Source organism: Neisseria blantyrii (assembly GCF_962747855.1).
Lineage (GTDB): Bacteria > Pseudomonadota > Gammaproteobacteria > Burkholderiales > Neisseriaceae > Neisseria > Neisseria viridiae.
Genome location: NZ_CAUIZY010000007.1, coordinates 100,327 through 114,111, shown reverse-complemented (window position 1 = coordinate 114,111; position 13,785 = coordinate 100,327). Strand labels below are relative to the sequence as shown.

The 13,785-nt window shown below is 52.0% G+C and carries 3 protein-coding genes and 1 pseudogene; 3 read left to right on the top strand and 1 reads right to left on the bottom strand.

Annotated elements, in window-relative coordinates; all coding sequences use genetic code 11:
* Positions 1 to 192: 192 nt before the first annotated feature.
* The 3 genes and pseudogenes from Q9J80_RS07515 to Q9J80_RS07505 form a co-directional block, all read left to right on the top strand.
* Positions 193 to 9,015 (top strand): annotated as a pseudogene (locus Q9J80_RS07515) (ESPR-type extended signal peptide-containing protein); the annotation flags it as partial.
* A 591-nt stretch (positions 9,016 to 9,606) separates the two neighbouring features.
* Positions 9,607 to 10,554 carry a YadA family autotransporter adhesin gene (locus tag Q9J80_RS07510; protein ID WP_301673273.1) on the top strand — a complete coding sequence of 316 codons (948 nt, stop codon included), beginning with the start codon at positions 9,607 to 9,609 and terminating at the stop codon, positions 10,552 to 10,554.
* Positions 10,523 to 10,888 (top strand): hypothetical protein, encoded by a 366-nt coding sequence (locus Q9J80_RS07505; protein ID WP_301673265.1) that lies wholly within the window; start codon positions 10,523 to 10,525, stop codon positions 10,886 to 10,888. The genes Q9J80_RS07510 and Q9J80_RS07505 overlap by 32 nt, the downstream gene beginning before the upstream one ends.
* Before the next feature lie 149 nt (positions 10,889 to 11,037).
* Here the strand turns inward: Q9J80_RS07505 and gyrA are convergent, their stop codons facing one another.
* A complete protein-coding gene (gene gyrA, locus Q9J80_RS07500) occupies positions 11,038 to 13,782 on the bottom strand; it encodes a DNA gyrase subunit A (protein WP_301673266.1) in 2,745 nt (914 codons plus the stop codon).
* Positions 13,783 to 13,785 lie beyond the last annotated feature (3 nt).

Genomic DNA, 13,785 nt, shown 5'->3' with positions numbered 1-13,785 from the left:
CCCCCCCCCCCCCGCATTTGCGTAAGAAAGTGTAATCCCTTTAATTATAAGGGAATGTTGACAATTAGAGCGATTCCCCTAGGCTGACTTCCATAATACAATGAGACTGTCAATAAGTGTGTATGGCCGTTTGCCGTCCGACGGCCGGAAGCATCAAGAGCGTGGGCGGCGTATCACAAACAGAGAGAATCAATGAACAAAATTTTCCGTGTCATTTACAGTCAGGCAACCCAATCTTGGGTGGCCGTGTCGGAATTGACAAAAGCACATAAAAAACAAAGTTCGTCAAATGCACAAAAAAATGCAGTGAACATTTCGGGAAGCATCTTCAAATCCTCCGTTATCGCCTTAGGGTTGTTAGCGGGTGCGAATGCGGCTTATGCCGTCAATACGGCGGGGTCAGGACAAGGAACGGCTGTGGCTTGGGGGGCTAACTCAAGTGCGGATTCAGGAACTTCTGTGGCTATTGGTAATAATGCGAGAGCCAATAATACGGATGGTATAGCCATTGGTGCAGGTGCATATAATGACCGCAAGGATGTTGATGGCGCGATTGCTATAGGTAAGGGAGCACACAATAGCCAGAAAGAATCTATCGCCATTGGTGTGTCTGCTGATAATGTGGGTAATAACTCGATTGCCATCGGTAATACGGCGAAAACGAAAGATGGTTCGGAAGCGATTTCCATCGGTAGTAATACGGTAGCTAAATCGCAATCTGTCGTCTTAGGGAATAAAGCAACGGCAGGCAGTAAAGGTATTGCAATCGGCTATAACGCAACGGTGACACACCAAAATGGCATCGCGCAAGGTTATAAGGCATCCAGTTCTAACACAGATGCGGTAGCATTGGGAAGGGAGGCTGTATCCTCCGGCGGCGGATCGGTTGCTTTGGGTCAAGAGTCAAAAGCTACGGGAAATCACGATATTGCAGTAGGTCCGTTAGCAGCGGCAACAGGAGCTGACTCAGTGGCAATTGGTTATAACAGTAAGGCTAATAAATACCGTTCTGTAGCGATTGCAAATGAAGCGGTTGCCGATGGGGAGCACGCTGTTTCTATCGGTTGGTATGCAAAAGCCATCGGAAAAGAAAGTGCAACCCTTGGTGATCATGCACAGGCTCATGCAGAACACTCGATGGCTATAGGCTCTAACTCAAATGCGCGGGAAGACAATGCCATTGCCTTGGGTACGTATGCAGATGCGGCAAAACGAAACGCGCTGTCCTTGGGTACTTCTTCTCATGCAGGTCAGGACGCGGTAGCAGCCGGATATAAAGCGGAGGCGGCAGACAGGTCGGTAGCGATTGGTTCTGAATCAGCATCGCTGAATGAAGCAGATATTGCGATAGGTAAAGGGGCGAGAGCGATTGGTTTGCAAGGGGCAATCGCGGCCGGTCTCGGTACAAGGGCAGTCGGGCATTCTTCTATTATGATTGGCGGTTCGGATATTTCGGAGGCGGCAAGTCAAACCGTCAATTATGTCGAAGAAGACAAGACAAAAGTGACAGATGTTACCGTGGATGAAATGATTAATGGTGCAAAGGTGAAGCGTCATTACAAAGTTATCGGTACAGATAAGAAAAGCGACACGCTTGCCACAGCCTATAAGGCACTGACCGGAAAGGAAATGAACACGACTACTTTGGATTATTCCGATTCAAAGAACCAAAACGGCCATTCCTCTATTTCCCTCGGTATCCACGCCCTGTCTACAGGGCATTTGGGTACGGCAATCGGCACGGGCGCGCGCGCCAACAGCCTCGGCTCAATCGCACTCGGCGCGGGGGCGGTGGCAGACCGTCAAAATGCCGTGGCAATCGGCACCGGTTCGACAACCGAGTTGCAAGGCACGCGCCAAACCGACGTTTCCTACAACGCTGCCGGATCGATTGTCTCTTCTGATTCGCCCGATGTCGCCTATACCTTCAGATGGGCGGGCGGTATTAATACTTCAGCTGGCGACGTGGTGTCTTTCGGCAGTGCAGGTGCGGAACGCCAGTTGAAAAATGTGGCAGCAGGTCGTGTGGCAGAAGATTCAACAGATGCTATCAATGGTTCTCAACTTAACTCAATTGCAAAACAGGTAGCTTCAGGTTGGAATATTGCAGGCAACGATAAAACTAAAGTATCTGGTATTGGCTCTGATGATCAAGTGAACTTTGTTAATGGTAATGGTACGACTGTAACTGTTGAGAAACAAAATGAAGTGAAATCTGGCGACAAGGTTACAACAGCAAAAGGTGCAAATGTTAAGTTTGATGTAAAAGCCGCCGACGATTCTTTGGAAGTTGGTGCAAACGGCGTGAAGGTCAAGGCTTCAGGCGGCATCAAGACAACGACGGATGGCATTAAGGTCAATACGGGCAAAGGTCTGAAAATCGATACGGCTGGCAACAAAGTTACGGTTGATACCGACGGTACAACAATCACTGTCGGCACAGACGACAAAGTGAAGGCGGTTACAGGCTCGATAGAAACGGTTACAGATGACAATAAAACCGGAACGGAAAAAGCCGGGCAGGTGCGTGTTGCAGATGCGGAAAAAGGCAAGCTGGCGACAGTCGATGCAGTGGCAAGTGCCGTCAACAATGCCGCGTGGAGCATTACGTCCGGCATCGACGGCGGCAGCTTCGCAATGTCCGGCCATACCAAAACCACCGAAAAAATCAGCGCGGGCGGCAGCGTAACCTTTAAAGCGGGCGACAACCTGATAATCAAACAGGCAGGTACGGACTTTACCTACTCGCTCAATCCGATTTTGGCAGATTTGACTTCTGCCGAGTTCAAAAATACGGCAGGCGATACGACCTCAATTACTTCAGACGGTATGACCATCACGCCAGCCGCACCGGGTGGCGGAACGGCGAAACCTGCCGTAACCCTGAACAAAGACGGCTTGAACAACGGCGGCAATGCGATTTCTAATGTGAAATCTAATCTTCCTGCTACTAAAAATAGCGATACTGCAAATACAGCAGCTGCGCCAAGTAATGCCACGAAAACTCAAGCAGTGCCAAATACAACGAATATGAAAGGCACAGATTATGTCAATCCAAACAATGCCGCTACCGTAGGCGATGTATTAAATGCAGGTTGGAACTTGAAAGGCAAGGGTACAGCGGTTGACTTTGTAAAAGCCTACGATACTGTGGATTTTGTGGACGGTGATGGTACAACTGCGTCTGTTGAAAGCAAGGATGGTCAAACCTCGACAGTGAAATACAGTGTAAACACCACGACAATCAAAGCCGATACAGCTAATGTAGGCAAGGTTAAAGCAGAAAGAGCAGGCAATACATTTGCAACAGCAGAAACTGTAGCAAGTGCGATTAATGATGCCTATTGGAAAGCGGCGGCTTCAGGTAATGGTGTAACAACGGATGTAGCAGACAATGTGAAAGCCGGCGACACGGTTACCTTCAAAGCAGGCAAAAACCTGACGGTCAGCCATACCGCCAACAGCTTTGAATTTGCCACCACCGACACGCCTGAATTTACCAGTGTCCAATTCGGCAACAACGGCCCGAAAATCACCAACGATGGTGATAACTTAAAAGTCACTAAAGCGGATGGCACAAGCCCGACCAAAATCACCAACGTGGCTAACGGTAGCGATGGCAACGATGCTGTAAACGTAAACCAATTAAAAGCAAGCGGTTGGAAAGTTGCAGGAAATAACAAAACTGACGTTGGCACCATCAATCCAAGCGAGCAAGTGAATTTCTTGGATGGTAGTGGCACAACCGTAACTGTTGAAAAAGATAAAGGTGCAGACGGCAAAGAAAACGGCAACGTCAACGTCAAATACGATGTGAACGTTGGCAATGGTTTACAGAAAGATACGGCAAGCAATACTATTTTTGTAAAACCAGCGGATAGAACAATTACCGTTGGTACAGATGGCATGAAAGTAAACACGGGCGATATTGCAACGGAATCAACGGGTAAGGCAACAACTGCACTAGATAAAGCGATTGCAGAGGCGACCAAGGAATTGGATGAAGCGACCAAGGCTGGGGATATTACTGCACAGCAAAAAGCACAAGAGAAACTTGATGCTGCAAATAAAGCAAAAGCTGATGCGGGCAAACAGATTGCGACGGTAGAAAATGTTACTGAAGCCATCAACAAGGCGGGTTGGAATGCCATTGCTGCTAAAACTGAAAATGGAGAGGTGTCAGGTGAAGTAGCGCAACTTGTGAAACCGGGCGAAACCGTTACATTTGAAGCGGATAAAAACATCAAGATTGCTCAAAATGGAAGTAAATTCACATTCTCGACAAAAGATAATGTTGAATTTACTACGGTAAAAGTGGGTAAGGATGATGCTGCAACGGGTAAAAAACCGGTCAGCTTAACAACCGAAGCGGCAACAACTGCCGATAATAATCAGACAGGAAAAGCCCCGACGACCGCGTTGAATATCAGCAGCGGCACGGGCACAGATGCGAAACCGACGCAAATTACAGGCGTGGGTTCGGTGTTGAATACGACAACGGTTACAAGCGCGCCGGACGGCACCACACCGACAACCCAACCAAAATTGGTTAATTTGGGTACGGCACATAATCAGACGGCATTGGCAGACAATGTTTTAAACTCTGCCGCCACCGTGCGCGATTTGGCGAATATGGGCTGGAAAGTTTCGTCAGATGAAACGACGGGTGCAAAAGGTGCATATTTAGATGTGGTAAAAAATGCAGACGAAGTGAAATTCGTCGGCAAAAACGCAGCCAAAGTATCGGGTAAAACCGAGAACGGCGTACGCACCATTACCGTTGATGTGGAAGTGCCTGATGTTAAAACTGCCAAGCTGGTTTCAAGCACCGACGGTTCTGTGATTGCGCCGTCAACTGATTCCAAGCTTCAAGACGTATTAAAAGCTGCAAAAGACGAGTTGGCCGCATTGCCTAACACTGCAACTAAAGCGGCAAAAGAAGCGGCTGAGAAAAAAGTCAAAGATGCCGAAACGGCATTAAATAAGGCTTTGGATGACAAAGGCGTTGCCACGGCTAAAAACGTTGCGGATATGATTAACAATTCCGGCTTTACGCTGAAGACTTCCGCCACTGACGACGGCAAGAAAGATGACACATCGACAGGCAGCGAAGTTATCAAACCGGGCAAAACCGTTGAAATGGTTGCAGGTAAAAACTTAACCGTAAAACAGGAAGCGGACGGTAAAGTAACTTACAGCCTGAATCCGGAATTAATCAGCCTGACCAGCGCAGAGTTTAAAGCCGACGGCAAACCGACGATGAAAATCAGTTCAGACGGCATAGTCATCACGCCCGCTGCGCCGACGACCGGCGGTAAGCAAAAACCGAATGTTAGTCTGACCGAAAATGGCTTAAACAACGGCGGCAATGAGATTACCAGCGTAGCCGGCAACCTTGACGGCGCGAAAACCGGTACGACCGAGCCGACAACTGAAGCAGACAAACCGACAACGCTTAATAATAGTAACGCGGCAACCGTAGGCGACGTGTTAAACAGCGGCTGGAACATCCAAGAAAAAGGCACGGCAAAAGACTTTGTCAAAACCTACGACACCGTAAACTTCGCACAAGGCGACGGCACGGACGTGTCTGTCAGCGTGTCTGCCGACAAACAGACCTCGACCGTGAAATACAGCGTCAAAGCTACCGACAAATCTTTGGAAGTCGGCGCAAACGGCGTGAAGGTCAAGACTTCAGACGGCATCGAGACTACGACGGACGGTATTACCGTGAAAGCCGCCGATAAAACGCTTACCGTCGGCAAAGACGGCGTAAAAGTCAATACAGGCGCGATTGCCGCAGCAAATGGCGGCGAAGACCAAACTGCCGATCGCGGCAAGGTAACCGTTACCCCAAAAACCAAGGCAGACGGCACGACGGAAACACAGGCGGAGGCGGAAACCCGCGCCGCTTCCGAGATTGCCACAGTGAAAAACGTTGCGGATGCAATCAACAGCGCAGCGTGGATTGCCAAAGTGGAAAACACGGAAGACAGTGTGGATACGCCGACCGAAGACGATAAAGGCACGGCGGTCAAGGCGGGCGACACGTTGAACCTGAAAGCGGGCAAAAACCTGAAAGTCAACCGCACCGAGAAGGACATTACCTTTGCCTTGGCGAAGGACATTACGGTTGACACCGCCAATGTAGGAAACACGCTGACCATCGGCAAAGACGGGGCGAAAGTCAATATCGCAAGCGGTGCAAACGGTCTGACCCTCTCCGGCACGGAAACCGCCGCCGACGGATCGACAAACAACAAAGCCCCGGTCTATCTGAACGGTATCAAGCCGACCCTGACCGACACCTTGGCGGGCGGTACGACCGCCCATATCGTCGGCAACATTAATGCCGCCGCCTATCACCGCGCCGCCAGCGTTCAAGACGTGTTAAACAGCGGCTGGAACATCCGGGGCGCGAAACAGGCGGGCGGTAATGTCGAAAACGTCGATTTCGTCCGCACCTACGACACCGTGGACTTCGTTAGCGGTAATAAGGCAACGACGGATGTTACCGTTGCCGCAGAAGACGGCGGCAAACGCGCAGTCGTTACCATTACCGCCAAAAATGACGCCGGCAGCATCACGACGGCGGGTGGTAAGGTTGTCGTCGGCACAAACAATCAGGCAGACACCGACCCTAAAGCAGGGGACAAAGTGGCAAAAACCGGCGATGTGGCAAACGCCATCAATCAGTCGGGATGGAAAACCAATGCGACCAAAATCGACGACGTGGCGGCAACCGACACAAACAAAACCCAATTAATCAATCCGGGCGATGCCGTCAATTACGAAAACGGCAACGGCACGGTTGCCAATGTGGAAGTTAAGCAAGGCAAGGACGGCAACCCCGATACCGTCAGCGTGAAATATGATGTCAAAGCCGACGGCACGACCATCAAAGTGGGCGATGACGGCAAAGTTACAGCCGTAACGGGCGAAACGGAAACACTGTCGGCAGATGCAGACGGCAAGAAAAAAGGGCAGCTTAAAGCCAAAGACGGCGACGGAGGCAAGCTCGCCACGGTGGAAAGCGTCGCCAATGCCGTCAACAGCGCGAAATGGTATGCGAAGGCGGACAACGACCAGACCGCCACTGTCGGCAATACGGATAAAACCACCAACGACGAAGGCGAGGCGATGGGCGCGGGCAACACGTTGACGCTGACGGCGGGCAAAAACCTGCGCGTCAAACGCGTCGGCGGCAAATTTACCTTTGCCACTGTGGAAACGCCCGAGTTTGAAGGCGTAACGCTGAAAAAAGGCGGCAACACCGTCAATATCGCGCCGACCGCAAACGGTTTGAACTTAAGCAAATCCGATGCGGCAGGTGGTGCGGCTCAACCGGTGAGTATTACAGGCGTAACTAGCGGTTTAGCGACTTATCCGCAAGTTGACAACAAAGATACGCCAAAAACAGGCTTGGTTGATTTAAGCAAACCGACTACAGGCACTCCGGCAGTCGGCGACAATACCGCCGCCACCGTGGGCGACTTGCGCGGTATGGGCTGGGTGCTTTCTGCCGATAAGAAAACAGACAATCTCGCTGAGGCTTACAACGCGCAGGTAAAAAATGCCGAAGAAGTGAAATTCGTAGGTGCGTCGGGCGTTATCGTTTCCGGTAAAACGGAGGGCAATGTCCGCACCATTACAGTGGGCGTGGATCACCAGCTTGCGACGAACAATTCGGTCAAATCGGTGGAATATACCAAGAAAGACGGAACAAAAGTCTATCCGAAAACCGTAACTAAAAATGACGGCACGACGGAAACCAAGTTTTATCCGAATGCCGACGGTACGGGAGACGAAGTGCCGGCAGGCGACGTAATCGTTTCGGTCAACGGCGCGAACGGCACGAAATCTCCGACCACCTTGTCGAATGTTAAATCAAACCTCCCTGAAACACGCAACACGGCGGATGCCGACAAACCGGCAAGCAAATCGCAATCCGCCCCGACAATCGGCACGGCTGAGGGTAATGTGAATGCGAACAACGCCGCCACTGTGGGCGACATCTTAAACAGCGGCTGGAACTTGAAGGGCAACGGAAGCGCGGTTGATTTTGTCAGGGCGTATGACACTGTGAACTTTGTAAACGGCAAAGGTACGACGGTCAGCATCGAAACCGACGGCGCGGAAAGCCGGGTGAAGGTGGATGTGGATACGGCGGATTTGACCGCGTCAAACGGTAAAATCAACGCGCCCGATTTGAAGACATTGGAAGATGCCGTGAAGGCGGCAAAAGCTGATGCCGACGCGAACCCGACGGATGAGGCGAAAAAAACCGCATTGGCAAAGGCGGAAGCCGATTTGGTGAAAGAGCAAAATAAAGGTGTTACGGCGCAGAATGTGGCAAAAGCCATTAACGAGTCCGGCTTTACGCTGAAAACTTCCGCCACTGCCGCCGACGACAATCTGACTGCTGATAATACCCTGAAGAACAACGGGGAAGTCATCAATCGGGGTAAAACCGTTGAAATGGTTGCAGGTAAAAATCTGACCGTGAAACAGGATGCGGGCGGCAAAGTCACTTATGCGACCAAAGACGACGTTGAGTTTGCAACCGTGAAAATCGGTAAAGATGAAGACGGCAAAAAACCGGTCAGCCTGACGACGGAAGCAGCTAAAGAAGCATCCAATAACGATGCGGCAAACAAACCGGCAACGGCACTGAAAATCTCTTCAGACGGCAAACCGGCCCAACTTGTCGGCGTGGCATCGGTGTTGAATACAAGCGAAGTCATCACCAAACCGAACGGCGATAAAAAGGCGGACGGTAAGCCGGCAGAGTCGAAAACGGAAAAACTGATCAATTTGGCAGGTACAGATACCGCACCAGTGAACAAGAACGCCGCCGCAACCGTAGGCGATTTGCAAAATATGGGCTGGGTGGTATCGACCAAAGACGGCAACGGCTACACCGATGTCGTGAAGAACGCCAACGAAGTGGACTTCAAAGGCGGCAACGGCATCGAGGTGCGCGGAAGCACCGCCGCCGACGGCACGCGCGTGATTACTGTGTCTGCCAAAGAAGGCAAGGTTACCAACAAAGTCGAGATAACCAAAACCGACGGCTCGAAAGTCAATGCGGTCATCATTGACGGCAAATACTATGAGGACGATGGAAAAGGAAAACCGAAGACGAAGACGGAAATTCCCGCTGCGGATATTAAATCGGCAGACAATGGCGGTTCGGGTTTTGTAACCGGCAACACGGTCGCCAATGTAATCAACAAATCCGGCTGGAACGTCGGATTGGCAGAAAAAGCCAAAGCGGATGCGGCATTCGGCGACAGCAAATACGCGCTGGATGCGGGCAATCCGGAAAAAGTGAATCCTGACGACAATATACACTTTGCCAACGGCAACAATACCGTCGTTAAAGCGGCAACGGTTGAGGAAGTCGACAAAGACGGTAAGACCGTAACCAACACCTACATCAGAGTAGATGCCAAGTTGCCGATAAGCCAGATTTCCGCTATCGATGAAAACGGCAATAAAGTGGTTAAAGATGCAGACGGCAACTGGTATCCCGGCAAAGCCGACGGTACTGCCGACAAGACCCAGCCTAAAGTCGATCCGGCGAAAGTCCGCCAGTCTGCCAGCATGGACCCTGAGAACAAGGGCGACCGTTATACGCCGCTTGCGAAACGTTCCGACGATGCCGCGCTGACTGTCGATCAGAAAGACGCATTGTCCAAGCAGCAGGATCAATATGCCAAAGCTGCTGCCGACAAGATTGCCGAACAGCTGAAAGGTCAGTCTAAAGCCGTTATCGAAGCCGCTCAAAAAGCCGCAGCAGAAGTCGCACGGGTTGAAGCGAAAGACAAATACCTGAAAGACAACGGTTTGGACAAAGGTATCGGCGGTACGGTCATTACCAATGTTGCCTGGGGTCAGAAACCGGGCGATGCCGTAAACGTCGATCAGCTGCAAAACAGCGGTTGGAATTTGGATTCCAAAGCGGTTGCAGGTTCTTCGGGCAAAGTCATCAGCGGCAATGTTTCGCCGAGCAAGGTAAAGATGGATGAAACCGTCAACATTGATGCCGGCAACAACATCGAGATTACCCGCAACGGTAAAAATATCGGCATCGCCACTTCGATGACTCCGCAGTTTTCCAGCGTTTCGCTCGGTGCGGGGGCGGATGCGCCGACTTTGAGCGTGGATGGGGACGCATTGAATGTCGGCAGTAAGAAGGACAACAAACCCGTTCGCATTACCAATGTCGCCCCGGGCGTTAAAGAGGGGGATGTTACAAACGTTGCACAACTTAAAGGCGTGGCGCAAAACTTGAACAACCGCATCGACAATGTGGACGGCAACGCGCGTGCGGGCATCGCCCAAGCGATTGCAACCGCAGGTTTGGTTCAGGCGTATTTGCCCGGCAAGAGTATGATGGCGATCGGCGGCGGCACTTATCGCGGCGAAGCCGGTTATGCCATCGGCTACTCCAGTATTTCCGACGGCGGAAATTGGATTATCAAAGGCACGGCTTCCGGCAATTCGCGCGGCCATTTCGGTGCTTCCGCATCTGTCGGTTATCAGTGGTAAGGGCTTTTTCGCCTGTCTGCTGTTGGGGCAGGCGGAAGGTTTGAAGGAAGGGCGGCGATTTGCCGCCCTTTTTATTTGGGCGTGCCGCATTTTCAACCTATGCCGTCTGAAAGGGCCTTCAGACGGCATAGGTTTGTATGGGACAAAAGGATCGGCCTGCTTTATCGGAATTTCCCTGACGGCTGAGTTCCGCTCTGAAGGACGGGAAGGTTCGGTTTATTGGCTTCTTTCTAATTCGGGCAAGATGCGGGGTGTGTTTCATATGCAATCCCATGCCGAAATATTCTCAAACCATCTTTCAGTATTGGTGTTCCACGGAGAACCCTTCGGCTGACTTTGGACATTCCGATTCCTGAAGTAAAAAAGCCGATAAAACATCTGTATTGGAGCAGGAAATCTGGTGTCCATTCCGTGTTGTTGAGGAGGGCAGTTCCATAAAAAATGCCGTCTGAAAGGCTTTCAGACGGCATCGGGAGATGATTTTCAGTTCTCGGCTTCCGGTTCGGTTACATTGGAAATTACAGAGGCGTCGGAGAGTTCGGATTCGTCTTCGGCAACACGTTCCAGCGATACCAAGGTTTCGCCTTCGTCCAAGTTAATCAGTTTCACGCCTGCTGCGGCGCGGCCGGTTTCGCGGATTTGTTCGACTTTGGTGCGGATAAGCACGCCGCCGCTGGTAATCAGCATCAAATCGTCGGTTTCGCCGACCAAGGTTGCGGCGACCAAATCGCCGTTGCGCTCGCCGGTATTGATGGCGATATTGCCTTGCCCGCCTTTGTTTTTGCGGCTGTAATCGGTAATCGGGGTGCGTTTTCCGTATCCGTTGGCGGTGGCGGTTAAAACTTGCAAACCGCTTTCTTCGGTTTCAGGAGCGAAGGTAATCAGGCTGACGATTTTGCTGTCGGCGGGAAGGCGCATACCGCGCAAACCGCCGCTGCCGCGGCCGGACGGGCGAACACCGTGTTTGCCGCTCGGCAGGGCGTTTTCGCTGTCGGCGGTTTCGTCTTCGATGCCGTCTGAAGTTTCGATGTCGGCATCTTCCGCTTCGTCGTTGCCGGATTTTTCCCAGTATTCGTTGAAGCGGATGGCTTTGCCCAAGTTGGAGAACAGCATGATGTCGTCCGCACCGCCGGTTTGCGCGGCGCCGACGAGGTAGTCGCCTTCTTTGAGTGCGATGGCTTTAATGCCTTGGGCGCGGACGTTTTTAAAGGCGGAAAGTTGGACTTTTTTCACCATTCCCTGCGCGGTGGCGAAGAAGACGTATTGGTCTTCGGGAAACTCGCGTACTGCCAAAATCGCGCTGACTTTTTCGCCTTCTTCCAATTGGATGACGTTGTTTATCGGACGGCCGCGGCTGTTGCGTCCGCCTTCGGGCAGCTTGTAAACCTTAATCCAGTGGCACTTGCCCAAATTGGTAAAGCACATCAAATAATCATGCGTGTTGGCAACAAACAGGGTTTCGATAAAGTCTTCGTCTTTGGTGGCGGCAGCCTGTTTGCCGCGTCCGCCGCGACGCTGCGCCTGATAGTCGGTGGTCGGCTGGATTTTGATATAGCCACCATGTGTCAGGGTAACGACCATTTCGCGTTGCGGAATCAGGTCTTCATCGGCGATGTCGCCGCCGAACGGGTTGATTTCGCTGCGGCGTTCGTCGCCGAAATTGGTTTTGGTTTCTTCCAATTCTTCGCGGATGATTTGGGTAATACGTTCCGGTTTCGCCAAAATGTCCAAATAGTCGATGATTTTTGCCATGATGTTTTTGTAGTCGCCGACGATTTCTTCTTGGTCGAGACCGGTCAGGTTGCGCAGGCTCATACGCAGGATGGCGTCGGCTTGGATTTCGCTCAGATAATAGCCTTGTTCCTGTAAGCCGAGGTTGGCGGGCAGACCTTCGGGACGCGCCATGCGCAGGTCGAGGTCGGTACGGCTCAACATGTCTTCCACCAAACCGCTGCGCCATGCGCGGGACAGCAGTTTTTCTTTGGCTTCAGGCGCGTCAGCGGATTCTTTAATCAACCGAATCATCTCGTCGATATTGGACAAGGCGACGGCTTTACCTTCGGCGATATGGCCTTCATGACGCGCTTTTTTCAGGCGGAACAGGGTGCGGCGGGTAACGACTTCGCGACGGTGGCGCAGGAATTCCGCCAAAATCTGTTTCAGGTTCAGCAGGCGCGGCTGACCGTCCACCAAGGCAACCATGTTGATACCGAAGCTGTCTTGAAGCTGGGTGAGTTTATAGAGTTGGTTTAAAACGACTTCGGCGTTTTCGTTGCGTTTCAATTCGATAACGACGCGCATGCCGGATTTGTCGGATTCGTCGCGCAGGTCGGATACGCCTTCCAATGTTTTTTCGCGCACCAGTTCGCCGATTTTTTCCACCAGCTTGGCTTTGTTCACCTGATACGGGATTTCGTCGATGATAATGGCTTCGCGTTCGCCGTTTTTGCCTATGGGTTCGATATGGGTTTTACCGCGTATGACGACGCGGCCGCGGCCGGTCTTATAGCCTTCGCGTACGCCGCTCAAGCCGTAGATGGTTGCGCCGGTCGGGAAATCGGGGGCTTTGAGGATGTTGATCAATTCGTCGATTTCGGTTTCAGGTTCGTCTAAAAGGCGCAGACAGGCGTTGATGGTGTCGGTGAGGTTGTGCGGCGGAATGTTGGTCGCCATGCCGACGGCGATACCGGACGAGCCGTTGACCAACAGCGCGGGAAAGCGGGTCGGCAACACCAGCGGTTCATGTTCGCTGCCGTCGTAGTTCGGGCCGAAATTGACGGTTTCTTCTTCGATGTCCGCCAGCATTTCATGGGCGATTTTCGCCATGCGGATTTCGGTATAACGCATCGCTGCTGCGCCGTCGCCGTCAACCGAGCCGAAGTTGCCCTGACCGTCGATTAAGACGTAGCGCATCGAAAAATCCTGCGCCATGCGCACGATGGTGTCGTAAACCGCAGAATCGCCGTGCGGATGGTATTTACCGATGACATCGCCGACGATGCGCGCCGATTTTTTGTAGGCGGCGTTCCAGTTGTTTTTCAGCTCGTGCATGGCGTAAAGCACGCGGCGGTGTACGGGTTTGAGACCGTCGCGCACGTCCGGCAGCGCGCGCCCGACAATCACGCTCATGGCGTAGTCGAGATAGCTTTTTCGCATTTCGTCTTCAAGGCTGACGGGCAGGGTTTCGAGGGCGAATTTGTGGTCGTTGCGGATGGTTGCGTCGGTCATGGT

Coding starts and splice junctions, on each gene's coding strand:
- gyrA (WP_301673266.1), bottom strand. CDS start 13,782: ATGACCGACGCAACCATCCGCAACGACCACAAATTCGCCCTCGAAACC.
- Q9J80_RS07510 (WP_301673273.1), top strand. CDS start 9,607: ATGGACCCTGAGAACAAGGGCGACCGTTATACGCCGCTTGCGAAACGT.